The sequence below is a fragment of the Campylobacter rectus genome (genome assembly GCF_004803795.1).
GTDB classification, from domain to species: Bacteria; Campylobacterota; Campylobacteria; order Campylobacterales; family Campylobacteraceae; genus Campylobacter_A; species Campylobacter_A rectus.
Genome location: NZ_CP012543.1, coordinates 2,125,471 through 2,148,534, shown reverse-complemented (window position 1 = coordinate 2,148,534; position 23,064 = coordinate 2,125,471). Strand labels below are relative to the sequence as shown.

Genomic DNA, 23,064 nt, shown 5'->3' with positions numbered 1-23,064 from the left:
TCCTCGGTAAGCGCAAAAAATCGCTTTGTAAATCTAAAAATTTATTGCACTAAATCGTCGTAAAATTTGCTCATAAGACGGGCGAATCGTATCGAAGCGGTTTTGGGCAATTTTAAAGCTTTATATATTTTGCGTTAGAGTCGAGCAAACCGTGCGACAAAGGCTAAAATTTGACAAGCGGGGTGCGGATGTCCGTCAAATTTAGCGTTTTTAAATTTAAGTATTCGAGTATGTCGAATTCGGTTTAAATTCGGCGCCGACTTCGTTTGTCTCGTCTTTTCAAATTTTAATCGTAAATACCGTTAAATTTCATCAAATTTAGCGATAAATTCGTCAAATTTTTAACCCGCGTAGAGTCGTTAAATTCGCCTTTGTTTTTTAGAAATCAAACTCCGCCGAGCCGCCAAATTTGCGGGCCGGTTTGACGGATCGGCGCTCGTTTTACTCCGCTCTCATCTGCTCGGCGGCAGGCACTTTAGGCAGTCCCGGCATCAGCATCGTAGATCCGCTAACCGCCACGATAAAGCCAGCTCCCCCGCGGATCTCAAGCGCGCTAACCTCGAAGCTAAAGCCCTTCGGTCGTCCTAGCAGCTTAGCGTCCGAGCTAAAGCTATACTGCGTTTTTGCGACGCAAACGGGCAGACCCTCAAAGCCTAGGCGCGAAATCTCGGCTAGATCCTCCTGCGCGCGCGGGCTAAAGACGACGTCTTTGGCGCCGTAAATTTTAGTTGCGATCTTTTCGATCTTGGTTTTGACGGGGTCGTTCGCATCGTAGGTGAAGTTTATCTCGCGAGCCGGTTTTTCGCAGATTTGCGCGACTTTTTTGGCTAGATCCTCCGTGCCCACGCTTCCTTTTAAAAAACCCTCACACACGCTAAACTCCGCCCCCGACTCCTTGCAAAGAGCGCGCACGTAAGCGATCTCGTCATCCGAGTCCGCGGCAAATTTATTTAGCGCGACGATGACGTTTTGGTTAAAATTTTTGAGATTTTCTATGTGGGCTTTTAGGTTTTCGCCGCCTAGCTTTAGCGCGTCTAAATTTGGCTGCGAGATGCCGTCTTTGTCGCATCCGCCGTTATATTTTAGCGAGCGGATAGTGCTTACTAGCACGACGCATTTTGGCGCGAGACCTGCGGTGCGGCACTTGATATCGAGGAATTTTTGCGCTCCCAGCTCAGCGCCAAAACCCGCCTCGGTCACGACGTAGCCCGCTAAATTTAGCGCCGTTTTGGTCGCGATCACACTGTTGCAGCCGTGAGCGATGTTTGCAAACGGTCCGCCGTGGATGAGCACGGGCGTGCCCTCGAGTGTCTGCACGAGGTTCGGTTTTATCGCCTCTTTTAGCAGTACGCAGACGGCATCGGCGCAGTTTAGGGATTTTGCGCGCACGAGGCCGCCCTCTTTATCGTAGGCGACAATGATATTTTGGGCGCGCTCTTTTAGATTTTTTAGGTCGGTCGCTAGGCATAGGATCGCCATTATTTCGCTAGCGGCTGTGATGACGAACCCGTCTTTTCGCGTAAATTTATTGCTCTTTTCAAGACCGATTTCGATTTCTCTTAGCGAGCGATCGTTCATATCCATGCAGCGCTTGAAAACGACGCGCGCAGGATCGATATTTAGGGCGTTGCCGTGGTGGATGTGATTATCTAGCATCGCCGCGATGAGGTTGTTTGCCGAGGTGATAGCGTGAAAGTCGCCGTTAAAGTGCAGGTTAATATCCTCGCTCGGCGTCACCTGCGAGTAGCCGCCGCCCGTCGCTCCGCCCTTTATACCGAAAACCGGCCCAAGGCTCGGCTCTCTAAGCGCGGCGCACACGCGTTTGCCGATACGCGCTAAGCCGTCTGATAGCCCGACGGTCACGGTCGTTTTGCCCTCGCCGTAGGGGGTCGGATTGGTCGCGGTAACTAGGATGAGGTTTGCGCCCGGCGCGCTGCCTAGTCGCGGTTCGACCTTGGCTTTTAGCTTGCCGAAGGTATCTAGCGCCTCCTCGCCTAGCCCCAGTTTTGCGCCGATTTTTACGATATTTTGCGGCTTTACGCTCGCTTCTATTTCTCTGTCGCTTAGCATCGTTTTTCCTTAAATTCGATTTAAAATTATTTTGTAATTTTACCGCGCGAATGCGAAAAATCTGATTAAAATTTAGCCGCTCGTAATCAAATTTGGGCTAAATTTGAAGCGAAATTTAACAAAAGGATCACGATGAAGGCGGTGAACGTTTTGCTTTACGAGGGATTTACTACGATGGACGCTTTGGGGCCTGCAGAGGTGCTATCTCGGGCGCGAGAAGACGAGCGAAAATGCTACGAGATAGAGTATTTTTCGGTTTTTGGCGGGCTCGTGGGCAGCAGTACGAGCGCTAAAATTTGGACGCGAAAGCTAGATGAGATAGCTAAATTTGATATTTTGCTGGTGCCGGGCGGTTTTGCGGCTAGAGAGCTTGCGCATGAGGGCGAGTTTATCGCTATTTTGGGCGAGCTAGCGCACAGACACGATCGCGTGATCACGGTGTGCACGGGCTCGGTTTTGCTAGCTAAAACAGGACTTTTGGACGGTATGGAGGCTACGAGTAACAAGCTATCGTGGCAGTGGGTGACCTCAGAGGCTCAGAGCGTGCGCTGGATACGTGCGGCCAGGTGGTGCGTTAGCGGGAAATTTTACACTAGCTCGGGCGTGAGCGCGGGTATCGATGCGGCTCTGGGTTTTATCGCAGATATGCACGGGCGAAACGAAGCCCAGAGGATCGCCGTGACGATGGAGTATGTCTACAATAGCGATAAAAACGCGGAGTTGTTTTAAGATGCGGGCGAGCTTTGTTTGCGACGATTGCTAAAATTTGACGGCTAAATTTAACAAAGCCGAGTCAAATTTAGCAACGTTGCGTTAAAGAGATGACATAAGATGTGCGATAGCGATGGTACTGCAGACACGAATTAGCTTGCTTGAGAGGCGTTTTGCCTTATGTTTTTATTCTTTAATTTTAAAAAAATATCATAATTTATGTGCTATTTCGATGATTTTCGTCAAAATTTGAAATCAAAATTTCACAACTAAAAAATAATAAAATTTAAGCGGATTTTATGGGGGGGGGGGGGGTAGAATACGCTCTTATTTCACTTTAAAGGATAAAAATGAATTTTTATTTTTTTGACGCAAAAGATTTAAGGCGCGTCGGTAGGTTTTTGGCTATTTTTATATCGTTTGTTATTGGCATCGGAGTCAGCGTTTTGTGCGTTCATTTTTTAGAAGACGATAGCTACTCTTTGCTATTTATAGTTGTTATCCCTTTGGTATATTTCGGGCTTAAATTTTATTCAAAATGCCCAAACTGCAAAAAGAGTTTTTGTACTAGAAAAATAGGTCAAGAGACGTTGCGGGAAGAGCTGGCGAAAGGGACTAAGAAGGTGGATAACAGAACGGTAAGTACGACTTTTAGGATAAAAGATATAGAAATTTATACCAAATGCGCTAAATGCGGTTTTGAAAATTTTTATACGGTAACCAAAAAAACAGAAGTGTAATTTTTTAAGGATTTTAAACATCTTAAAAAAATTTAATCAATAGGAGTAAAAAATGATAAACGAAAATTTCAAAAAATGGGCTTTGGGTTTTAGCGGTTGCGACGGCGGCGACATCGGTAGCGCGCAAAGCCCGAGCATTTGGCTGTGCGGGCTGGAGTGGGGTGGCGGGTTTAAGCCCGAAGAGTTGGCTGATGAGTTTAAGGATGACGTTAGCAAGCCGTCCGCAGGATACGAGAGTCACGAGCGAAATTTGGCGTATCAATATAATATCAAAGCCCTGAAGCTGCTTTGCGCACTTAGCGGAGCGAGCGACCATGTCAAATTTAACGAAACCGTAAAGCCATTTACGCAAGGTGCAAAGGGGTATTTTAAGCTAAATTTGTATCCGCTTGCGTTTAAAAATACCAGTCACAGTCTTTGGAGCGAGGGGTTTGCCGAGGCGACGGGTCTGGAAAATAAGAGCGAATATATACGCTGGATAGAGCAAAATCGCTTCCCTAGACTTAGGGTGTGGGCGAAAGAACGCAAGCCACGCCTGATAATCTGCGTGGGAATAAGCTATAAAAACGAATTTATCGTTGCGTTTGGCGATGAGGGTGCACAGGTGAAGGAAGCGGTCGCAGGCGGTAAGAAATTTTATTATTTTAAAAACGAGGCTGGCACAATCGTGGCGATAACGTATTTCTTGGGCAATCCGCACGGTTTAAATTCTGACGCGGCGATAAAAGCTACCGGAGAGAAAATAGCTCAGATTTTAGCTCAAAACATCGAATAAGCTTAGCGCTATTAGTCAAAATAAGACTTTTGGGCGGCATGGAGGCTACGAGTAACAAGCTATCGTGGGAGTGGGTGACCTCGGAGGCTCAGAGCGTGCGCTGGATACGTGCGGCCAGGTGGTGCGTTAGCGGGAAAATTTACACGAGCTCGGGCGTGAGTGCTGGTATCGATGCGGCTCTGGGTTTTATCGCAGATATGCACGGGCGAAACGAAGCCCAGAGGATCGCCGTAACGATGGAGTATGTCTACAATAGCGATAAAAACGCGGAGTTGTTTTGAGATGCGAGCGAGCTTTGTATGCGATGATTGCTAAAATTTGACGGCTAAATTTAAGCCGAGTCAAATTTACCGTTTTTATAATCGGCGCCTAAAAAGGCGTAAGATAACTAAAATTTGCCGCAATCATACGCTTAAATCGTAGCTTTTTGCTTCATCTGTAAAAACGGCGAATGTATTTAAAAAATTTCAAACACATCCGCGCTTTCTTAATTATTTTGATATACGCTTAAAGCGGCCTATATTCCTCGCGCTACCACAGTTTTAGGCAAATTTGTCCTATTATTACGGGGATCGGGGCTCCGTTTATGTCGTAGGTATTGCTTGAATTTGAACCGAAATCAGGCTTAACGACATTGCCCTCTATCACCCAAGTATTGCTTGAGTTCGCGCCGTATTTGGGTTTTATTTTCTTCCCGTCGAACTCAAAGGTGTTAGAGGAGTTGGCTCCGATTTTGGGCTTAAGCTCTCCGCCGTTAAATTCAAAGGTATTGTGCGTATTTGCGCCGTATTTAGGTTTGAGCTCGTTGTTTTCGTATATCCAAGTGCCGTTGCCCGCAGATCTTCCGTCCCAGTTGATTTTCGGCATTTTATCCTCCTTGAAATAAAATATAAGGAATTATATCAAATAAACGCCAATCGGGCGAGTTTAAAAGCTCAAATTTGCAAATCTCGCTCGGACTACTTTCCGCGGCTTGCTTCTTTTACTTTTACGGCTTCGTAAATTTCATCCGCGTTAGTTAAATTTGCGTCCAAAAACTCCTGCGCCTTTTTTAGCGTGCGCGCGCCCATGATGCCGTCGGCCTTGACGCCGATAGCCTTTTGCACGTATAAAATTTTCTCTTTTTGCGTCATCTGCGGCGCGGTTTTGGCTGTGGCGGTGGAGTTTGCTTCGCGCGCCGTCTCGTTTGAGCCGTCAAATTTAGCCGTCATCTCGCGAAATTTAGCCTCCAGGCCGCGCGACGCCTCAAAGCGCTCGTCAAGCGCCGTAATCGTCGGAGCGTAACCAAAGCCCGACACTGCGCCGTAGATCGCGCCGACCGCTCCAAAACCCGCTAAAATTTTAAAAAACAGAGCAAAAGCCTCTTTGTTTCGCATGTTTTGGCGGTACTCTTTAGGCACGCAGCTTCGTCGAAATAGCGTAACCAGCGCGCTAAGAGGCGCTAAGACGCACCAAGCCATGCCCGCGCAAACGGCCAAAAATATAAGCGTATAAATAGGCGCCATGATGTAGCGATCGGATAAATTTTCGCCCAAAAATCCCGCCGTAAAAACCAGCGCAAGCAGCCAAAATAGCGAGCCCAGCCCAAACCAAACTGCAGGCGAGTAAACGGGAGAGATTTTGTTTAGGCATTTTTTCATCGTTTCGCCAAGCTTGCTCGCCGCGCCCCTTGAGACGTAGCCTTCGCAGGCCTCTATCACGGCGTTTGCGGCCTCGGTTTGCGCGCCGCCCGTCTTAGCGATACGCTTTAGCGCGGAGTCTAGAGCTGGCTGCGAGCAGTAGCGCGTGAAAAATTTAAACGCCTCGCGCCTAGTTATCTTACCGTCGGCACCCATCTTTTCTAACATAGAAATCTCGTCTGCGAAAAGATCGTCGAAAAAGGGCGGCCGGATAAAGGCATAGGGCGGGTTGCTAAAGCCCACCGCCTCGTACTCCTTGCCTAGCAGTATAAAATTTAGCCTCGTTATCGCGCTGGAACCTACGTAAGAAAACAGGTGCGAATCCTCCCCGCCGCTCTCTTCGTCTTGATAAAAAGGTATCGTCTGCGAGAGAAATTTACAGCTGCGAGCGCACAAGAAGTCCAAAAGCTCGTCGGCGTAGGCGCGCGATTTTATGCGTAAATTTACGCTTGGTTTCGCGTAGGCGCCGATGTTTGCTACGGTGGTAAAGTACCCGTGTCCGCTGCACTGGGCGCACTGCAGGTAGCCGGACCCGCCGCATCCGCCGCACCTTACCGCACCCGATCCCGAGCAGCCGTAGCAGGTATTTGAACCGCTGCCGCCGCACGATGAACAGCTCTCGTAGCGATACGTCACGTAGGTGCTGCCGTCGGAGTTATACTGGGTGTGAGGGCGATTTACGCCGCCGCTGCCGCCGCACGTAGAGCAGCTTTGTCGTCCGCGTCCGCCGCAGCTAGAGCAGGTTTTTTTACCGCGCCCGCCGCACTCGCCGCAGCGCGTCTGCCCGTCGCCGCCGCAGTTGCCGCAGCGCTCGCTCATGCTAAATGGCTTAAAATCGTAATACCTAACCGTGCCGCCTGATTTAGCGACGGCTTCTTTTGCGTCTTGGCGTAGCTCGGCGAGTAAAATCTCGTGCAAATCGGCGCTATCTCTAGCCTGCAGTAAGCACTCTCTGGCGTGATTTTCGTAGCCGCGCGTATCGTCGCCAAAGTGTATCTGCTCCTTTGCGCCGCCTGCGGTTTTGCTCTCTTCGCGCTTGCCGTAAAACTCCCACGTCACGGTCGCCATCGCTTCAAAATCAAAAATTTCGTGCGAAATTTCTACCAAATCCTCAGGCTTGGCTTGATTGCCGCTTACTAGATTTCGCAGCCCTTTTAAAAACGGCTCGTGTAAACTTAACTCGTCAAATTCGCTCATTTTAAATCCTAAATTTGATTTTACGCGTCTAGTCCCGCGTGCTTTTTTATCTCGCTTAAAAACTCCGCCCCGCCGTCTGCGAAGGCCTCGCGCGGCACGGTACAAAACATAGAGTTTGCGATGATAACGACGACAAACTCGCCCGCATATCGCGCGTCGCTGATGATGTTATAAAAATATCTGCCTTCGCCGAATTTGCTTTTTTGCACGAAAAACCCATCCTCTAAGATCACGCTTTTTTGCCCGAATTCGCCGTAGTTTGCTTTGCTTAGCATAGTGCGAATCAGCAGCCAAGGTCGCAGCCCCGTGGCGTAAAGCACCGTCAAAAACGCGCCTATCCACGCAAGATAGGGCAAGATCGCCGCGCCTTCATAACCGTAATCCTCAAGCAAGCAGCCAAGGTCGTTGATGTAAAATTTGACGCACAAAAGCGTGATAAAAATCATCCCGATAATGATCGCCGCAAAGTCGCAAAGGCTGATATAGCGCATAAATTTATCGCCCTTATAAACGATCTTTCCCACCTCGCGCGCCGTCTTTTTATACTCGGCGCTAGGCTTTAGTTCAAATTCGGCTTTCAAATTTGACATTTGCTTCCTTTAAATTTTGATGAAATATTATCAAATTTGGCCTAAATTTAAGCTATTTTTAAAATTCGGCTAAAACGAAAATCACCGCTAAGACGCGAGGTTGCGTAATACGTTAAAAGGCGGATAATGTAAAATTAATCATCTAAGCGCCGCTAAATTTAAACTCAAATTTGACGGCAAATTAACCCGCCCGAATTTAACGCAAAATTTTATTTCGGCGGTAAATTTCGGATAAATTTGTCGCCTTCGCGATACGGCTTTTAAACGGCGGTTTAGCCGCTCAAATTTACCGCTTTATTTCGATATTCTCCTTAAATTTACCCGCTCAAATTTTGCGTCAAATTTAACTCAAATTTAACCGCTCCAGCGCTTACCCCGCGCCGCTAAATTTTAAATTTGCTTTCAAATCAGCCGTTTTTTTGCCTAAAATTTGTAAAATTAGCCCAAAAAAAGGATAAAAAATGAGCCAAAAAACGCTAACGATCATCGACACTTTCGGGTTTTTTTTCAGACTTTACTACGCGATGAGCGGGCTAAAAAACCGCGAAGGCAAGCCAAGCGGCATGGTGAGCGGCTTTGCTAGCTTTATTATGAACCTGCGTCAGGAGTTTGCCAGCGACTATATCATCTTCGCGCTAGATAGCAAGGGTAAAACGCTGCGCCACGAGATCCTGGGCGATTATAAAGCCAACCGCTCCGAGCCGCCCGCCGCGCTAAAAGAGCAGCTGCCCGTGTGCATCGAAATGATAGAAAAAATGGGCCTAGCCGCCGTGAGCCGCGAAGGCTACGAGGCTGACGACATCATCGCTAGCGTCGTAAAGGAGTGCAAGCAGCGGGGTATATTTGTGCGCATAGTGACGCACGATAAAGACCTCTATCAGCTCATCGAGGACGGCAAAGTGAGCATCTATAGCCCCCAAAGCAAGATCGACCACGATAGTGCTAGCTGCATAGAAAAATACGGCGTTCCGCCAAGCTGCATACGCGATTTTCTCGCGATCGCGGGCGATAGCTCTGATAATATCCCCGGCGTCAAAGGCATCGGCGCGGTCGGCGCGAAAAAGCTACTAAACGAATTCGGCAATCTAGAAAACATCTACGAAAACCTGCCGCTAGTGCGAAACGAACGTATCCGCGGGATGCTTGCCGAGGGCCGAGAGAGCGCGTTTTTGAGCAAGCGCTTAACCTCGCTCTTTGACGATGTGCCTGACGTGCTCGATCTAAAAAGGGCGGAATTTCCCGAGCAAAATCCGCTCGTAAAGGTCGCCGATACTCTTCGCGAATACGATCTAAACCGCCTTTTAAAAGCGCTACAAAACAGCCAAGACGCGGGCGAAAACGCGGAATTTAAGCTCGGCTTTAACGCGCGGCTTTTAACGGACGAGGGCGAGATCGAACGACTGCTGGCAAATATAGACGCGGACACGCTCGTGGCCTTTGACACCGAGACCACGGATGTCGATACGCAAAACGCCCGCCTGGTCGGCTTTAGCTTTTGCTTTAACGACGACGAGGCCTACTACGCGCCCGTGGCGCACGAGTATCTGGGCGCGCCGAGGCAAGTAAGCGAGAAATTTGCCGCTTGGGCGATCTCGCAAATTTACAAAGGCTGCGTGATCGGGCAAAATTTAAAGTACGATTTTAAGGTCGTAAAGCGAAATCTAGGGCTTGAGCCGCCCGTAAATTTTAAAGATACGATGATACTAGCATGGCTCATGGATCCGGGCTCTAGCGTGGGTATGGACGCGCTAGCCAAACGGCTCTACGACTACGACACGATCAAATTTGAAGACGTGGTAAAGCGCGGCGAGACCTTCGCGTCCGTGGCGCTGGAAAACGCGGCAAAATACGCCGCCGAGGACGCGTGGATAACGCTGAAGTTTTACAAAAGCTTTTTAAATTTGCTTGATCCCGAGCTGCTCGAGCTTGCCGATACGCACGAGTTTGCGTTCATCCTCACGCTTTTTGATATGGAGCGCGAGGGCATCGCGATAAACCGCGAAAAAATGCAAAATTTGATCCTAAAAAACGACGCTAAGATCAAGGCCTTGACCGCCGAAATTTACGAGCTAACGGGCGAAAATTTTAATATCAACTCCGTTAAGCAGCTAGGCTCGGTGCTGTTTGAACACCTAAAACTACCCGTAAAGAAAAAGACAAAAACGGGCTACAGCACCGACGAGGCCGTGCTAGCTGAGCTCATCGAGGAGCACCCTGTCATCTCTAAGCTGCTTGAATACCGCGAGCTATATAAGCTGCAAAGCACCTACTGCGAACCGCTGCTAAATTTGGCCAAAAAAGACGCTAATAGCAGGATATACACGAACTTTATCCAGACGGGAACGAGCACGGGCAGACTCTCGTCTAAAAATCCGAACCTGCAAAATATCCCGGCTCGCGGCAATCTAGCTAAGGACGTGCGAGGCTGCTTTGAGGCTAAAAGCGGCTTTAGCTTTGTAGGCCTTGACTATAGCCAGATCGAGCTGCGACTGCTCGCGCATTTTAGCCGCGACGAGGCGCTTTTGCGGGCGTTTGCGAACGACGAGGACATCCACGCGCGCACGGCGATTAGTATATTCGGCAGTGCCGAGGGGCAAAACCGCGCAGTGGCAAAGAGTATAAATTTCGGCCTCATCTACGGCATGGGCTCGAGCAAGCTAGCGGGGCAAGTCGGCATCACGCGCGCCGAAGCAAAGGAGTATATCGAACGCTATTTTAAAGCTTTCCCTACGATAAAGGGCTTTTTAGAAGGGATAAAAACCGCGGCCAAAAACGAGGGTTTCGTGCGCACGCTGCTGGGCAGGAAGCGGCTGTTTGACTTTACTACCGCGACGCCGATGCAAACGGCTATGTACGAGCGCGAGGCGGTAAATACGATATTTCAAGGCTCGGCTGCGGATATCATCAAAATGGCGATGGTAAAAATTCGCCCGCTTTTAAGCTCGCGCGCTAGAATGCTTTTGCAGATACACGACGAGCTGATTTTCGAGGTGCAAGACGGCTACGCTGAGGAGTTTGGCGCAGCGGCGCAAAAGATAATGCAAGAAATTTACAAACTAAACGTACCGCTAAAAACGAGCCTAAATGTGGCGAAGGATTGGGGCGAGTTGAAGTAAAAAATGAGCCACCTTTCGGTAGCTCATCGCGAAATTTAAAAAATAGAAAAAACAAAAGATAGCGCAAACAAAACCGCTAGTCCAAACAACATATTCGGGCGCTGAAATTTGTTTGCCGCTTTAAGCTCGGAATTTGGAATAACCGGGATAACCGTCGCAAGCGCCGCGACCGGACCGCCGGTTAGATAATACTGCAGCATCGCGCTACCGCCCGCAGCCATGACGGCTAGCGATAGCGGAGTTGCAGTGCCTAGCGCAAGAGCGGCTTGCAAGAAAGGTATGGTTATGGCTACGGACGCCGCATTGCTTTGCGTAACCAGCCCCGCTAAAGCCGAGACTAAAAGCATACTTTGAAGCGGCGCATGAGTAAGCATAGGGGTAAAAATTTCGCCGATGACGGCAGCTAGACCGATTTGTTTAATGACGCCGCTCATAAACAAAAATCCTATCGTCGCGACTAAAGGAGTGGCGATTTTACTAACTCCTTCGAGCATATCGTTCTCGCCCTTTTGAAAGCTCAAGATGGACAGAAGGATCGTAAAAATAGCGCTTGCAATGCCTACGATAAAGACCGGATATCCGAGGATAAAGCCCGCAAACAGCATCATAAAAGGCAAAAAGGCCCTCCAAACCGAAATTCCGCTATCGTTTATTTCAAATTCTTTTGAAATTTTCTCTATCTCCTCTTTAGAGATCGAAATTCCATCTTTTCTCTGTATTCTTTTCAATCTAAATAATGCGCAGGCAAAGACGCAAAGAGAAACTAGCGTGCCGATTACGTTTATGAGCCCAAAGCCGATATTCGTAACGGCTATGACGGCGACTTGCGTCGGATGCGTAAAGCCGCCGTAGTTGCCTAAAATGCCTGCGTGCCCGTGGATACCCGCCGATCTGTTCGGATCTACGCCTAGCTTAGTAGATGCCGTTCCCGTGATGACGGCGGTAATCGCAGGCTGCGTAAAGCCGGTAAGCATCCCGATAACTCCTGCGGCTATACCGCCTGCGGTAGCGACTCCGGCGCCGCCGCCTAGTTTGTTGCCCAGCCTTACTATGTTGCGAATGATAACGTCCATAAAACCGCTCGTTTGCATCACGCCTATGAACATTAAAATTCCCGTCATATCGGCTATTACCGGATTTAATCCGCCATTAACTAAAGACATTAAAGAAACGACTTCTTTGCCGCCGGTAATGGGAAAACCGGCTACCAAAGTGCTAATGGCCGATCCGACTATGGCCGTAGTATATAGCGGCGTTTTGCCGCTTATCATTAACAATAGCGTTAAAACCATAACGCATTGCGCTGCAACTAGCATTTTTGCTCCTTTCACAATGAAATTTTACTAGAAAGCATTATAGCACTTTTTTGATACATTATATATAATATTTGATATATAAAATAAAAGATGATATAATTGCGTAAAATTTAATAAAGAAAAGGGGCAAAAATGTCAAAATCTAAAATTTCAATCGGCGCGTTGGGCGGGACTATCTGCATGAGCGCTTGCGGCAACGAAGGCGGAGTAAAACCTAGCTTTAGCGCCGACGATCTGATCGCCGCCGTCCCCGCGCTAAAAGATATGGCCGAGATAAAGGCGCAGACCATACTCGCCCTGCCGAGCGGTAGCTTGAAGATAGATGATCTCGTGTCGGTTTATAAATGGGCGAAAGAACAGATCAAAAACGGATCTCGGGGCGTCGTAATAACGCAAGGAACCGACACTTTGGAGGAGAGCGCGTTTTTCTTAAATTTGATATGGGACGAGGCCGTTCCGCTAGTGATAACGGGCGCTATGCGAAATGCCGACGATATAAGCGCCGACGGCGCGGGTAATATATATGCGGCGACAATCGTCGCGCTCGAGCCGGAGAGTAGAAACAGAGGCGTTTTGGTAGTGTTAAACGATACCATCCATAGCGCTAAATGGGCGCATAAAAGCAATACCTTTTCGCTGCAAACTTTCGTATCCGTAAATGCGGGGGTTCAAGGCTTAGTAGTCGAGGGTCGCGCCAAATACCTATCCTGCGCCGTAAGTAGAAAAATTTATCCCCTTCCAGCTAAAGCCTTTCCGAAAGTAGCCGTAGTACAAAGCTATTTAGATAACGACGGGCAGATTATAGCGCTCGTAGGAAAATCCGAATTTGACGGCGTCGTTATAGACGGGTTTGGGGCGGGACACGTATCGTTTGGGATGATGGATGAGATAAAAAAGCTAAAAATCCCCGTCGTCGTATCCTCTAGGACGGGCAGCGGGATGTGCGCGACCAAAACCTACGGATACAAAGGCTCCGAGATCGATCTGCAAAGCAGCGGATGCGTGATGTCGGGCTGGCTATCCGCGATCAAAGCGAGGTTGCTGCTTATGATTTTGATCGCCGATGAAATACCGCCGCAAGAGATAAAAAACGAATTTGAAAATTTTTAAAATTTGGCTTTCGACTTATTTTATACCGCTTTTTTATGTATAATACTCCTAAAAATTCGGAGATTTGCATAGATGATATATGATAACTCGAGCCGTCCTATGACCACGACGGAATTTATCGTTCACAGCCTAAGTCGGGAGATTTTAAACGGCAAGATCAAATCCGGAAGCAGGCTCACGCAAAATGAAATTTCAAAAAAATTTAACGTCAGCCAAACGCCCGCGAGAGAAGCTCTAAAGATCCTTACCGCCGAAGGTCTGATAAGCTTTGATCCGTATAAAGGCGCGATCGTAAAGGGGCTTTGTTACAAAGACGCAAAAGAAATTTACGATTTGAGAATTTTACTAGAGCCCAAGCTGATCTCGGACGGATTTGCGAAATATAGCAAGGAGTGTCTCAAAAAGGCATCGGAGATACAACAAAAGATAGAAGAGTGCAAAGATCTAAACGAATGGGCGCTGCTAAATGCCGATTTCCACAGATGCTTTTGGCAAAGCGAGGCGGGCAGCAGGGCGTTTGCGATCGTGGAAAATTTAATATCGGCGGCGATCCCTTACGTATCGCTTTCGTTGCTGTATAAAAAATCGCATATCAAATCGTCCAATGCCGAACACAGAGCGATCCTGGGCGCCTACGAGGAGAAAAATTTAGAAAAATTGATCAGGCTTAGCGTCGAACACACCGCCAAAACAAGAGAAATTTTAGAGGATGCGATAAATAGCGTCCTTTAAAAAATTTAAAGGCACCGAGATAGGCGCGTTAAACAAAACGTATTAAAATTTAAACCGCCCGCAAGCGGCGGCTAAATTTAATATAATCCCATTGGCTTTTCTGCAAATTTAGCTAATTTTGTAGTTCATCGCCGTCATAAGGCAAGAAATAAAGTATCTTGGCCATATCAGGATCCAAAAGCTCAAGCGATTATGTGCATTCGCCTTCGCGATATAAATGAGCTGGCACGAGGCGAATTTGTTCGTTTATTTTGCAGATTGCACAAAAGCTAAATTTCGCTATAATCCTCCGCTTAGAATTTAGCGCGAAACGCGGCACATATATACGGCGCGGAATTTTAAAATTCCGAGCAAAGCAGATGCAAGCCGCAAACGCTCAAAATTTAAAGCCAAATTTAAAAGCCCAAAGAAAAACCGATAAACGTCCACAAAATCGCTTACGCGAGAGTTATCGCGCTGGCGTTTGCCACCTTTATTTTTAACACGACGGAATTTATCCCCGTGGCCCTGCTGAGCGACATAGCGGCGGATTTTGAGATGGACGTTACTAGCGTAGCCTCATAATCACCGTCTACGCGTGGGCGGTGAGTATCCTTTCGCTGTCGCTGATGCTGCTAACCTCGAAACTAGAGCGCAAGAGGCTGCTTTTGCGACTTTTAGCGCTATTTACGCTAAGCCACGTCCTAGCGGCGGTAGCGTGGAATTTCGCCGTTTTGGTAATAGCGCGACTGGGCATCGCGATTTTGCACGCGATCTTTTGGTCGATCACCTCATCGCTCGTCGTGCGCCTAGCGCCGATAAACAAAGGCTCTCAAGCCATCGGTATGCTGGCTTTAGCACTTCGCTTGCGATGGTTTTAGGGCTTCCTTTGGGGCGCGTGGTCGGTGAGCTTTTGGGCTGGAGGATTACGTTTTTCGCAATCGGCGCGCTTGCGGCGGCAGAGACGCTGTTTCTTTGTAAAATTTTACCGTTTTTGCTAAGCCGCCGCGCGGGCTCTCTTGCGAGTCTGCCGATGCTAGCAAAGCGCCCGCTGCTGCTTGCTTTGTATCTGCTGACGTTTTTGATCGTAGGCGCGCATTTTACGACATATAGCTACATAGAGCCATTTGTGGCGAAATTTAACCTCGCGGGCAATCACTTCGCAACCTACGTCCCGCTTGCATTCAGCGCTTCGGGCATCGCCGCGAGCGTGCTTTTTTCAAAGCTTTACCGCTCATTTGCGAACGCCTTTTTGATCTGCTCTATCCTCTTTATCCCAGCCTCGGTGCTGAGGCTAAAAGCTTTTGTCGCAGAGGGCGCAGCACTGCTGCTCGCGGCTTTCGTTTGGGGAGTGGGGATTTTTGGCTTCGGGCTTTGCTTGTAGATTAAAGTTTTGGCGCTAGCTCCGGATGCTACCGATGTCGCGATATCGATCTGCTCGGCGATTTATGACGTAGGCATCGGCGTCGAAGCGCTTTTAGGACATCAGATCGCAACGAAATTCGGGCTTTGGCACATAGGCGAGGCAGGCGCGATACTGGGTACACTGGGGCTTGCAAGCTACCTCTACGCAAGCGTGAAATTCGCGGAGAAAAATAAGGCGCAACGCAAAGATGCTGAGAATTTTTCGTTTCTGCCGATACTCATTAAATTTAAGGCGGCCGACATGGATAGTCTTAAATTTAAGCTCGCGTTCGGTTCGTAAATTTAAAGAATTTGATGTAAATTAAAGCTCATCCCGCAAAAATCCGCAAACCAAGCAACTCACCGCAAAAACCCCTGTTTGCGCAGAAATTTTTCTAGATGCGCGGCAAATTCCGCGTAGCCCGCAGCATTTGGGTGGATCTGATCGGACATCAGGCGGCTTTGTTTCATCACGTCGCCCCACGCGCCGGAGAGCAAAGGCACGCCGTATTCCTTCGCCAGCTCCTTATACAGCTCGTGATCGCTAAATATCCCAAGAGCCGCACCGACGGTGGGCTTTGGGACGCCGATCAGCACGGCGCGGCTACCGCTCTCTTTTACCGTGCGCAAGACGGCGGCGATATTGGCGCGCGTAACGGAGCTTGACTGAGCGCGCAAAAAGTCGTTGCCGCCGATGCTAACTATTACGAGCGCGGGTTTATATTCTCGCAAAAGCGCGGGCAAACGCGCCAAAGCCTGAGCGCTATCGTCGCCCGAAACTCCCGCGTTTATCACCCGCCAGCCGCTTGAGCGCGCCAAAAGCGCAGGCCACGCGGTCTGTTCGCTCGCGCCCACTCCCTGCGTGATCGAGTCGCCCAAAGCCACCACGACGCTGCCGGCCGGTAGCGGGCGTTCTTTGCCCTTGCCGCCGCAAGCTGCGATAGATAGCGCAACGAGCGCGACAAGCAATATCATGTAAAATTTTCTCATAAAAGCTCCATTAAATGTTTATTTCACCGCTTTTGCGGTAAATTTACGAAACGCAAACCGTGTCGCGACAAATTTAGCCGCCGCGCAGGGAAACTCGCTCAAATTTATAAATTCGCTAAATTTAAGATGCAGGCCGTCACGCATAAGAGCCTGCTAAAACTTAAAATTTAGCGCAAATTTTAAGCGGATCTCGTGTCGCTGCTCGCCGCGGCGTTTGTCGCTTCGCCGCCCGTCAACGTATATTTATCCGAATAAAGCCCTTAAAATTTGCCCCTCGCTAGAGCGATAAATTTTAAAATTTAGTGGCAAGGCGTAAAAATTTAAGGCGTAGAATTTAAAGTGCAAGCCACCAAAATTTAACTATTTTATAAACCCGACCTGCGGTAAAATTTCAGCCAGCGCCGCGTCCTTTTTCTCGTTAAATTTGACCTTGTTCTGCTCAAAAAGATTATTTCCGTGCGCGTCTATGGAGACGATGAGCGGGCCAAACTCCTTCACGCGACACTTCCACAGCGTCTCAGGCATCCCAAGCTCCGTCCAGTCCGCGCTCTCGATCTCCTCGACCTGCGTCGCGGCGACCACCGCGCAGCCCGCGGGAAATACGCAGTGTATCGCGCCAAACTCCTTGCAGCCGCTCATCGTGCCTTCGCCCATGCCGCCTTTGCCCACTATCAGGCGCACGCCAGTTTTGGCGATAAACTCGCGCTCGAATTTCTCCATCCGCATGCTAGTCGTAGGTCCGACCGAGACCATCTCAAAGCTTTTTTCGCCCGTTTTTCTGATGATCGGCCCTGCGTGCAGGATCGCGCCACCCCTGATATCTAGCGGCAGCTCGCGACCCTCCTGCACGACGCGTCTGTGCGGCACGTCGCGGCAGGTGACGATGTGCCCCGTGAGGTATATGACGTCGCCGATCTTGATATCCGCCAGATCCTCGGCCTTGATCGGCGTGGTTAAAATTTTCTTACTCATAGCGCGAACTCCTTGTGCGATTTTACGGCAAAATTTAGCCCCGCGTCCCAGATGATGTGGCCTTTGCGGTGCGACCAGCAGCCCACGTTTACGGCGACGGCGATGACGCTTGGGTGGCGGGCGCAGTTTTGTATATGCACGCCCATCACGGAGCTCGCGCCGCTCATGCCTTGCGGGCCCAGGCCGATTTTATTGATGCCCTCTTCGAGCAGCTTTTCGGTTAGCGCGGCTCGGTCGTTTGGATTATGCGAGCCTAGCGGTCTCATCAGCGCTTTTTTAGATAGTAGGGACGCCACGTCGATCGAGGTGCCGATGCCCACGCCAACTAGCAGCGGCGGACAGGCGTTTATGCCGTAGCTCGTCATGATATCCATGACGAATTTCACGACGCCTTCGTAGCCCATGCCCGGCATCAGCACGGTTGCCTTGCCGGGCAGGCTACAGCCGCCGCCCGCCATGTAGGTGTGGATCTCACACTCGCTGCTTTGCGGCATGATCTCCCAAAATACGCTAGGCGTGCCCTTGCCGACGTTTTTGCCGGTGTTGTACTCGTCAAATGTCTCGACGCTGTTGTGACGCAGCGGAGCTTCGCGCGTCGCTCGCAGTACAGCCTCTCGCAGTAGCTCCTCAAGCTCGCCGATGAGCGGGAAGTTCGCTCCGCAGCGCACGAAAAACTGGATCACGCCCGTATCCTGGCAGGATGGACGATCTAGCTGCTTTGCAAGGCGCTGGTTTTCAAACATCGTTTTGTAGATCTCTTTTGCCAGCGGCTGCGTCTCGCGCTCACTAAGCTCGCTCAGCTTTGCCGTCACGTCGTCGGGCAGCACCTTGCCCGTGTAGCCGACGAATTTCGCCATGACCTCGGTCATCTTTTGCGCGGCTTTTTCTTTATCCATCGCTTCTCCTTTGCCGGTTTTTACTTTCAAATTTTTCATACGCGCCCGCTAGCACGCAGCCCGCAGCGTAGCAGAGCAGATCGGCGAAGTCTAACGTCCCGCCGATCATTACTTTTAAAATTTTATTTTCTATGCCTAAAATTTGCACGGCTCCCAAATACTGCGCGAGCTCCAAAGCCGCCGCAAACGCGAAAATTTTAAGCGGCAAATTTGACGGCGGCGCGCCAAATGTAGCCCTCGCAAGCGCATAAAGCAAGATGACGGCCAAAACGTCGCCCGCGTAGTGGCGCATGAAGCCGCCCTTTACGCAGATCGCGATGTAAATTTCAGCCGCCAAAATCAGGACCGCCGCGGCTAAAAACGCTAGCCTCGTTCGCGTGCTTTGCCTCGTTTGCGGCTTTTGCGCGAGCTTTGCGGCACTTTTTTGCTCTCTTAAATTTTCCTCTCGCAACGCTTTCCTTTTAAATTTGGCTTTTAATTTGACCAGCGCGGCGGACGTAAATTTAGAGATGATTTATCAGGCTCGCGTTATACGCGGCGCCGAAGCCATTGTCGATATTAACGACGCTAACGCCGTTTGCGCAGCTGTTTAGCATCGCTAGCAGCGCCGCCAGCCCGCCGAAGCTCGCTCCGTATCCTACGCTGGTGGGCACTGCGATCACGGGCACTCTCACGAGGCCTGCAAGCACGCTAGCTAGCGCGCCCTCCATGCCGGCTACCGCGATCACGACCTTTGCGCCGCGTATCTGCTCTAAATTTGCGATCAGCCTATGCAGTCCCGCCACGCCCGCGTCGCTAAATTTACGCACGTCGTTGCCTAGAAATCTCGCCGTCTCGTACGCCTCCTCCACTACAGCGCCGTCGGCGGTGCCGGCAGATACTATCGCGATGTAGCTTTGCGTGAGCGCGGGCTTGCTAAATTTGACGCTGATGACGCGGCCGCGAGCGTTAAACTCCGCCTGCGGCAAGATTTCGCGCAGCCGCTTGAAAACCCGCTCGTTCGTGCGCGTGATCAGGATATTTTGCCCTCTCGCGCCGATCGCCTCTGCGATGCGTAAAATTTCATCATCGGTTTTGCCCTCGCCGTAGATCACCTCGCCCGCGCCGTTTCGCAGGGCGCGCTGAGTGTCGATCTTGGCGCAGCCCACATCGCTAAAAGGAAAATCGCGCAAGAGCTCTATTGCTTCGCGCTCGCTCTTTTCGCCCGATTTTACGGCGCGGATAAAATTTAAAGCCTCATCTTTCGTCATTTAAAATCTCCCCGCCAACCCCTTTAAATCGAGCAAAATTTCTACTCATCCAGCGCGGCGATCTCGCACACGACGCCGCTAAAATTGCTCGCACAAAACCGCCTCATCTTGCTCACGCGGCCGCTTTTTATCCCAGCGAAAAGTTCTAAAATTTCATCCTCTCTCATGCAAAACATCCTCTCGAAGCCCCTTTAGATCGAGCGTTACATCCGCCGCGCCAAGCGTCAAGAGCTGTCTAACGACGCTTTTAAATTTCGCGTCGTTTAGGAAGTCTCGCATGCTAGAAAAGGGCATTTGCAGCTTTATATTTTTGCGGTCGCACCGCGCGCGGACGTTTGCGTAGCCATTTGCGATGAGTAGATTTTCCGCGGCTTCGATCAAATTTAGCTCGTGCGGGTCGATCTCGCGCCCATGCGGCAGGCGCGTTAGCAAGCACGCGTAGCCGGGCTTTTCGGCGGTGGGTAAGCCCAGCTCGCGCGATAGCTCGCGGATCTCGGATTTAGTTAAATTTATCAGCGGCGAGAGTACGCCCAGCTCCTCTTTTGCTTTGAGTCCCGGGCGATATTCGCCTAGATCATCGCGGTTCGTGCCGTCTGCGACGCGGCTAAAGCCAAGCTCACGGGCGCGCTCGATCAGGCGCGAAAATACCGCCTTTTTGCACAGATAGCAGCGGTTTTCTGGGTTGTTTTTGATCCCCTCCGCGACGCCTAGCTCTAAAATTTCGTGCCTGATGCCGTAAGCGCGGGCAAATTCCACGGCTTCCGCGATCTCGCGAGACGACATATATGGCGATCTTATCGTTATGCCGATCGCTCGTGCATCCAGCGCGCCGTGTGCCGCACGCAGCAGCAGCGAGCTGTCCGCGCCGCCGCTAAATGCGACCGCGAGTTCACCAAGCCCGCGCAGATCAGCCTCTAGTTTTTCTAGTTTCGTCATAGATTTTCAGCGCCTCTTTTCGCACCCGCTCGATCGTCGTGCCGTGCGCGAGCGCCGCGGCCTTGCACTCGTCAAATTCCGGTTTTGCCTTTTGCGTTTGGCCGCTGCCAGAAATCTTAAGTCCTATCTCGCCGAATTTCGTCTGCACCCGCGCAAACTCGCGCTTTAGCTCGGTTTTAGCAACCTCTATCTCGCGAACGCCGATCGCTGTCGTGTGCGTAAATATCAGATCCTTTAAATTTTGCGCGTCCTGTTTGCGGCACAGCGCGTTTAGCTCAAAGCCCATGCGCCCCTTTTTCATAAAAATAGACCTGCTAAAGACGTCCAGCGCACCGTTTTCGCGCAGAATTTCGCACGCAAGCGCAAAGCTCTCGGCGTCAATATCGTCGATGTTCGTGGAGATTAAAATTTGCTTGCAAACCTCGCCGTAGCCAGGGCGTGCGCCTAAATTTCGCTCGCCCCCTTCGCCGCGCTCCTCATCGGTTTCGCAAAGCATCACTCGAAGCACGTTTGCAAAGCCCGCGGCATCTTTGTCGCCCGCGCCGTAGCCTACGGATAAAATTTTAAAATTTTGCGGCGCTTCACGGTGATCTGTGTCGCTTAAATTTCGCGCGCAGACCTTTAAGATCGCAGCTCCCGTCGGCGTCGCCATCTCAAAATCCGCTCTCCCGAGGCTAACGCTTGCTCCGCGTAAAATCTCAGCCGTCGCGGGGGCCGGCACGGCTAGCTTACCGTGGGCGCAGTGCACAAATCCACCTCCAAGCTCGATTTGCGAGGTAAAAATTTGCGGAACGCCAAGGGCTTCGATGCAGATCGCCGCACCTACCACATCGACGATAGAGTCTATCGCGCCGACCTCGTGAAAATGCACGTCCCATACGCTTACGCCGTGCATTTTAGCTTCGGCGATCGCGATCTGTTTAAAAATTTTGCCGGCCATATCTTTAACGAACGCGCTTAGTTGCGAGGTTTCGACGAGCTTTAAAATTTGACCGAGGTTTCGGGAGTGCGAGTGAAATTTAGCGTGCGTGCTTTGCCTTATATTTTCGCATCTATCCGCTTCAAATTTAACGCCCGAAAGTCTGTTCGAGTAAAATTTACCGCTAGAAAGCCCGGGTGGAATCTTGCCCCGCTCCCCGGCGCAAACGACGTCGATTTTTGTCGCGGCGATGCCGTTTTTTAGCACGTTTTTGCGCACGAGCTTAAATTCGCCGGCTAAATTTAACTTCTTTAGCTCGGCGCAAAGATAGTCAAAATCCACTCCAAGCTCCACCAGCGCGCCTAAATTCATATCGCCGCTAATGCCGCAGCTCGCGTCGTAATATAAAATTTTAGCCAAGCCTAGACCTTAGGCACCGTCATCGAGCCAAACGGCAGGATGATGATTTTGGCGTCCGCGCCCTTTTGCGCGAGCGCATCGTCCACGGCCTTTTGCAGATCGTGATACGGTTTTAGATGCACGGCGCGCATCTCATCGTCTCTTAGATCGCTCACCGCCCAGGTCTGCGCCCAGAGCGAGATTTCAGCCATTTTAGCGGCCTTGTGATAGCCGAGCTTAAAGCCCGCGCTGATCTTTTCTAACACCTTTTTAGGCGTATCCGCGGATGCCATCAGATCAAAAAACGGCTTTGGTCCGATGCCGGTGCGGCACTTTGCGACCATTATTAAAATTCCGTCCTGCGCGAGCGCTAGTTTGCCGTTATCTAGGGCTTTTTGCGCTTGGTAGAGATCGACGTCCATCGGATATGGCGCGACCGAGATCACGATATCTGCCTTGCGCGGGATATTTACGCAAAACACCTCGTCGGCCTTTTTCACGCAGTCGTAAAAGCTGTCGTTTAGATCGCCCGCGCTTGCGTAATACACGCCGTGCTCGCTGTCAAGCACCGTCTGGATCGAAAAAACGTCGATATGCGCAAGAACCTTCATCGCGTCGATCATATCCTCGTGTACGGGGTTGCCCTCTAGACGCAGAGCTTGCGCGTCGGCGCTAAGAGCTAGTTTATGGTTTTGCGTGATGCTCTCATACGACGCGGTGCCCGGCAAAAAGGCCTTTCTGCCGCCCGTGTAACCCGCGAAATAGTGCGGCTCGACCGAGCCTATGACGATCACTTTTTTAGCCTCGGCTACGATTTTGTTTAGATACATCTGCGTGCCGTTTTTGCTCTCGCCTAAAAAGACCATCTCGTCGTGCTTGGAGTCGTGATCGTGAACTTCGTTTTTGGCTCTGATCTCCGCGTAAATTTCTTTGCTGAAGATCATCTCGTACTCATCTAGCGTACCCTCTCTATGGCAGCCCGTGGCGATGATGAAAATTTTATTTTTTTCACGGATTTTCGGGTAAATTTGCTTTAAAATTTTTGCCGTCGGCGTAGGGCGGGTGCCGTCGTTTACGATGACGACGATCTTTTCATCGCCCGCGATAAACTCATCAAAGCTTTTTTGATTTATCGGATTTGCTAGAGCTTTTGCGATGAGCGCCGTTTCGTCAAATTTGGCCACGGGGTTGGGGTTAAAAACGCCGAGCAAGTTTCTCTCGTCTATCCGCAGATGAAGGACGTCCTCTTTGCCGTATGCGATGGGGATCTGCATATTTACTCC

At 50.2% G+C, this 23,064-nt stretch carries 25 protein-coding genes; 10 read left to right on the top strand and 15 right to left on the bottom strand.

What is annotated here, in order from left to right:
• Nucleotides 1-441 precede the first annotated feature (441 nt).
• Complete coding sequence (locus CRECT_RS10345; RefSeq protein WP_002943932.1) at nt 442-2,070, bottom strand: formate--tetrahydrofolate ligase; 1,629 nt, start codon at nt 2,068-2,070, stop codon at nt 442-444.
• 132 nt (nt 2,071-2,202) lie between these two features.
• Between CRECT_RS10345 and CRECT_RS10340 the strand changes: the two genes are divergently transcribed.
• The 4 genes from CRECT_RS10340 to CRECT_RS10325 all read left to right on the top strand — a co-directional run bounded on the left by CRECT_RS10340 (nt 2,203) and on the right by CRECT_RS10325 (nt 4,577).
• On the top strand, nt 2,203-2,799 hold the full coding sequence (locus tag CRECT_RS10340) for a DJ-1/PfpI family protein (RefSeq protein ID WP_002943870.1): 597 nt from the start codon (nt 2,203-2,205) through the stop codon (nt 2,797-2,799).
• A gap of 332 nt (nt 2,800-3,131) precedes the next feature.
• The gene (locus tag CRECT_RS10335; RefSeq protein WP_002943634.1) at nt 3,132-3,521 is read left to right on the top strand and encodes a hypothetical protein; all 390 of its coding nucleotides are present in this window, start codon (nt 3,132-3,134) and stop codon (nt 3,519-3,521) included.
• 52 nt (nt 3,522-3,573) lie between these two features.
• A complete protein-coding gene (locus tag CRECT_RS10330) occupies nt 3,574-4,296 on the top strand; it encodes a hypothetical protein (protein WP_002943954.1) in 723 nt (240 codons plus the stop codon).
• Nucleotides 4,297-4,325: 29 nt separating this feature from the next.
• A complete protein-coding gene (locus tag CRECT_RS10325) occupies nt 4,326-4,577 on the top strand; it encodes a type 1 glutamine amidotransferase family protein (protein ID WP_002943951.1) in 252 nt (83 codons plus the stop codon).
• Between the two features lie 250 nt (nt 4,578-4,827).
• Here the strand turns inward: CRECT_RS10325 and CRECT_RS10320 are convergent, their stop codons facing one another.
• The 3 genes from CRECT_RS10320 to CRECT_RS10310 form a co-directional block, all read right to left on the bottom strand.
• Nucleotides 4,828-5,163: a hypothetical protein gene (locus CRECT_RS10320; RefSeq protein WP_002943977.1), complete on the bottom strand. Its 336-nt coding sequence runs from the start codon at nt 5,161-5,163 to the stop codon at nt 4,828-4,830.
• A 92-nt stretch (nt 5,164-5,255) separates the two neighbouring features.
• Nucleotides 5,256-7,172 (bottom strand): hypothetical protein, encoded by a 1,917-nt coding sequence (locus CRECT_RS10315; RefSeq protein WP_171992729.1) that lies wholly within the window; start codon nt 7,170-7,172, stop codon nt 5,256-5,258.
• A 20-nt stretch (nt 7,173-7,192) separates the two neighbouring features.
• A complete protein-coding gene (locus CRECT_RS10310; RefSeq protein WP_002943751.1) occupies nt 7,193-7,762 on the bottom strand; it encodes a YcxB family protein in 570 nt (189 codons plus the stop codon).
• A gap of 461 nt (nt 7,763-8,223) precedes the next feature.
• Here CRECT_RS10310 and polA point away from each other — a divergent pair, with 461 nt between their 5' ends.
• The gene (gene polA, locus CRECT_RS10305) at nt 8,224-10,878 is read left to right on the top strand and encodes a DNA polymerase I (RefSeq protein ID WP_171992728.1); all 2,655 of its coding nucleotides are present in this window, start codon (nt 8,224-8,226) and stop codon (nt 10,876-10,878) included.
• Between the two features lie 35 nt (nt 10,879-10,913).
• On the opposite strand, the gene CRECT_RS10300 is transcribed toward polA, so the two are convergent.
• Nucleotides 10,914-12,194, bottom strand: coding sequence for a citrate transporter (locus tag CRECT_RS10300; RefSeq protein WP_039887723.1), 1,281 nt, complete (start codon nt 12,192-12,194; stop codon nt 10,914-10,916).
• Nucleotides 12,195-12,326: 132 nt separating this feature from the next.
• On the opposite strand from CRECT_RS10300, the gene CRECT_RS10295 reads away from it, so the two are divergent.
• From CRECT_RS10295 to CRECT_RS13100, 5 genes are all read left to right on the top strand, one after another.
• Nucleotides 12,327-13,304 (top strand): asparaginase, encoded by a 978-nt coding sequence (locus tag CRECT_RS10295; RefSeq protein WP_002943970.1) that lies wholly within the window; start codon nt 12,327-12,329, stop codon nt 13,302-13,304.
• A 72-nt stretch (nt 13,305-13,376) separates the two neighbouring features.
• Nucleotides 13,377-14,036: a GntR family transcriptional regulator gene (locus tag CRECT_RS10290; RefSeq protein WP_039887722.1), complete on the top strand. Its 660-nt coding sequence runs from the start codon at nt 13,377-13,379 to the stop codon at nt 14,034-14,036.
• Between the two features lie 584 nt (nt 14,037-14,620).
• Entirely contained in the window at nt 14,621-14,896 is a 276-nt protein-coding gene (locus tag CRECT_RS13110) for a hypothetical protein (protein WP_322745949.1), read from the top strand.
• Nucleotides 14,794-15,399 (top strand): MFS transporter, encoded by a 606-nt coding sequence (locus CRECT_RS13105; protein WP_332370061.1) that lies wholly within the window; start codon nt 14,794-14,796, stop codon nt 15,397-15,399. Before CRECT_RS13110 ends, CRECT_RS13105 begins: the two co-directional genes overlap by 103 nt.
• A gap of 9 nt (nt 15,400-15,408) precedes the next feature.
• A complete protein-coding gene (locus CRECT_RS13100; protein ID WP_322745947.1) occupies nt 15,409-15,720 on the top strand; it encodes a hypothetical protein in 312 nt (103 codons plus the stop codon).
• Between the two features lie 59 nt (nt 15,721-15,779).
• On the opposite strand, the gene CRECT_RS10280 is transcribed toward CRECT_RS13100, so the two are convergent.
• The 10 genes from CRECT_RS10280 to CRECT_RS10245 all read right to left on the bottom strand — a co-directional run bounded on the left by CRECT_RS10280 (nt 15,780) and on the right by CRECT_RS10245 (nt 23,055).
• Nucleotides 15,780-16,409 (bottom strand): arylesterase, encoded by a 630-nt coding sequence (locus CRECT_RS10280; protein WP_002943994.1) that lies wholly within the window; start codon nt 16,407-16,409, stop codon nt 15,780-15,782.
• A gap of 18 nt (nt 16,410-16,427) precedes the next feature.
• The gene (locus CRECT_RS13010; RefSeq protein WP_002943930.1) at nt 16,428-16,553 is read right to left on the bottom strand and encodes a hypothetical protein; all 126 of its coding nucleotides are present in this window, start codon (nt 16,551-16,553) and stop codon (nt 16,428-16,430) included.
• Between the two features lie 216 nt (nt 16,554-16,769).
• The gene (ttdB, locus tag CRECT_RS10275) at nt 16,770-17,381 is read right to left on the bottom strand and encodes a L(+)-tartrate dehydratase subunit beta (RefSeq protein ID WP_002943763.1); all 612 of its coding nucleotides are present in this window, start codon (nt 17,379-17,381) and stop codon (nt 16,770-16,772) included.
• Entirely contained in the window at nt 17,378-18,277 is a 900-nt protein-coding gene (ttdA, locus tag CRECT_RS10270; RefSeq protein WP_002943966.1) for a L(+)-tartrate dehydratase subunit alpha, read from the bottom strand. The genes ttdB and ttdA overlap by 4 nt, the downstream gene beginning before the upstream one ends.
• The gene (locus tag CRECT_RS10265; protein ID WP_002943754.1) at nt 18,270-18,728 is read right to left on the bottom strand and encodes a ribosomal maturation YjgA family protein; all 459 of its coding nucleotides are present in this window, start codon (nt 18,726-18,728) and stop codon (nt 18,270-18,272) included. The genes ttdA and CRECT_RS10265 overlap by 8 nt, the downstream gene beginning before the upstream one ends.
• 52 nt (nt 18,729-18,780) lie before the next feature.
• Nucleotides 18,781-19,527 carry a nickel pincer cofactor biosynthesis protein LarB gene (gene larB, locus CRECT_RS10260; protein ID WP_002943987.1) on the bottom strand — a complete coding sequence of 249 codons (747 nt, stop codon included), beginning with the start codon at nt 19,525-19,527 and terminating at the stop codon, nt 18,781-18,783.
• A gap of 41 nt (nt 19,528-19,568) precedes the next feature.
• Nucleotides 19,569-19,703 (bottom strand): hypothetical protein, encoded by a 135-nt coding sequence (locus CRECT_RS13005; RefSeq protein WP_257792177.1) that lies wholly within the window; start codon nt 19,701-19,703, stop codon nt 19,569-19,571.
• The gene (larE, locus tag CRECT_RS10255) at nt 19,681-20,463 is read right to left on the bottom strand and encodes an ATP-dependent sacrificial sulfur transferase LarE (protein WP_002943978.1); all 783 of its coding nucleotides are present in this window, start codon (nt 20,461-20,463) and stop codon (nt 19,681-19,683) included. The genes CRECT_RS13005 and larE overlap by 23 nt, the downstream gene beginning before the upstream one ends.
• Nucleotides 20,435-21,802, bottom strand: a complete 1,368-nt coding sequence (larC, locus tag CRECT_RS10250; protein WP_002943877.1) for a nickel pincer cofactor biosynthesis protein LarC — start codon at nt 21,800-21,802, stop codon at nt 20,435-20,437. The genes larE and larC overlap by 29 nt, the downstream gene beginning before the upstream one ends.
• Before the next feature lie 2 nt (nt 21,803-21,804).
• Nucleotides 21,805-23,055, bottom strand: coding sequence for a lactate racemase domain-containing protein (locus CRECT_RS10245; RefSeq protein ID WP_171992727.1), 1,251 nt, complete (start codon nt 23,053-23,055; stop codon nt 21,805-21,807).
• Nucleotides 23,056-23,064: the final 9 nt, after the last annotated feature.

Bases quoted from the DNA above. Each gene is read 5' to 3' on its own strand.
- CRECT_RS10290 (WP_039887722.1), top strand. From the start codon at position 13,377: ATGATATATGATAACTCGAGCCGTCCTATGACCACGACGGAATTTATC.
- CRECT_RS10320 (WP_002943977.1), bottom strand. From the start codon at position 5,163: ATGCCGAAAATCAACTGGGACGGAAGATCTGCGGGCAACGGCACTTGG.
- CRECT_RS10330 (WP_002943954.1), top strand. From the start codon at position 3,574: ATGATAAACGAAAATTTCAAAAAATGGGCTTTGGGTTTTAGCGGTTGC.
- ttdA (WP_002943966.1), bottom strand. From the start codon at position 18,277: ATGGATAAAGAAAAAGCCGCGCAAAAGATGACCGAGGTCATGGCGAAA.
- CRECT_RS10245 (WP_171992727.1), bottom strand. From the start codon at position 23,055: ATGCAGATCCCCATCGCATACGGCAAAGAGGACGTCCTTCATCTGCGG.
- larE (WP_002943978.1), bottom strand. From the start codon at position 20,463: ATGACGAAACTAGAAAAACTAGAGGCTGATCTGCGCGGGCTTGGTGAA.
- CRECT_RS10335 (WP_002943634.1), top strand. From the start codon at position 3,132: ATGAATTTTTATTTTTTTGACGCAAAAGATTTAAGGCGCGTCGGTAGG.
- CRECT_RS10280 (WP_002943994.1), bottom strand. From the start codon at position 16,409: ATGAGAAAATTTTACATGATATTGCTTGTCGCGCTCGTTGCGCTATCT.
- CRECT_RS10345 (WP_002943932.1), bottom strand. From the start codon at position 2,070: ATGCTAAGCGACAGAGAAATAGAAGCGAGCGTAAAGCCGCAAAATATC.
- CRECT_RS10295 (WP_002943970.1), top strand. From the start codon at position 12,327: ATGTCAAAATCTAAAATTTCAATCGGCGCGTTGGGCGGGACTATCTGC.
- CRECT_RS10310 (WP_002943751.1), bottom strand. From the start codon at position 7,762: ATGTCAAATTTGAAAGCCGAATTTGAACTAAAGCCTAGCGCCGAGTAT.
- CRECT_RS13010 (WP_002943930.1), bottom strand. From the start codon at position 16,553: ATGCGTGACGGCCTGCATCTTAAATTTAGCGAATTTATAAATTTGAGC.
- polA (WP_171992728.1), top strand. From the start codon at position 8,224: ATGAGCCAAAAAACGCTAACGATCATCGACACTTTCGGGTTTTTTTTC.
- larB (WP_002943987.1), bottom strand. From the start codon at position 19,527: ATGACGAAAGATGAGGCTTTAAATTTTATCCGCGCCGTAAAATCGGGC.
- CRECT_RS10340 (WP_002943870.1), top strand. From the start codon at position 2,203: ATGAAGGCGGTGAACGTTTTGCTTTACGAGGGATTTACTACGATGGAC.
- ttdB (WP_002943763.1), bottom strand. From the start codon at position 17,381: ATGAGTAAGAAAATTTTAACCACGCCGATCAAGGCCGAGGATCTGGCG.
- CRECT_RS13005 (WP_257792177.1), bottom strand. From the start codon at position 19,703: ATGTTTTGCATGAGAGAGGATGAAATTTTAGAACTTTTCGCTGGGATA.
- CRECT_RS10300 (WP_039887723.1), bottom strand. From the start codon at position 12,194: ATGCTAGTTGCAGCGCAATGCGTTATGGTTTTAACGCTATTGTTAATG.
- CRECT_RS10315 (WP_171992729.1), bottom strand. From the start codon at position 7,172: ATGAGCGAATTTGACGAGTTAAGTTTACACGAGCCGTTTTTAAAAGGG.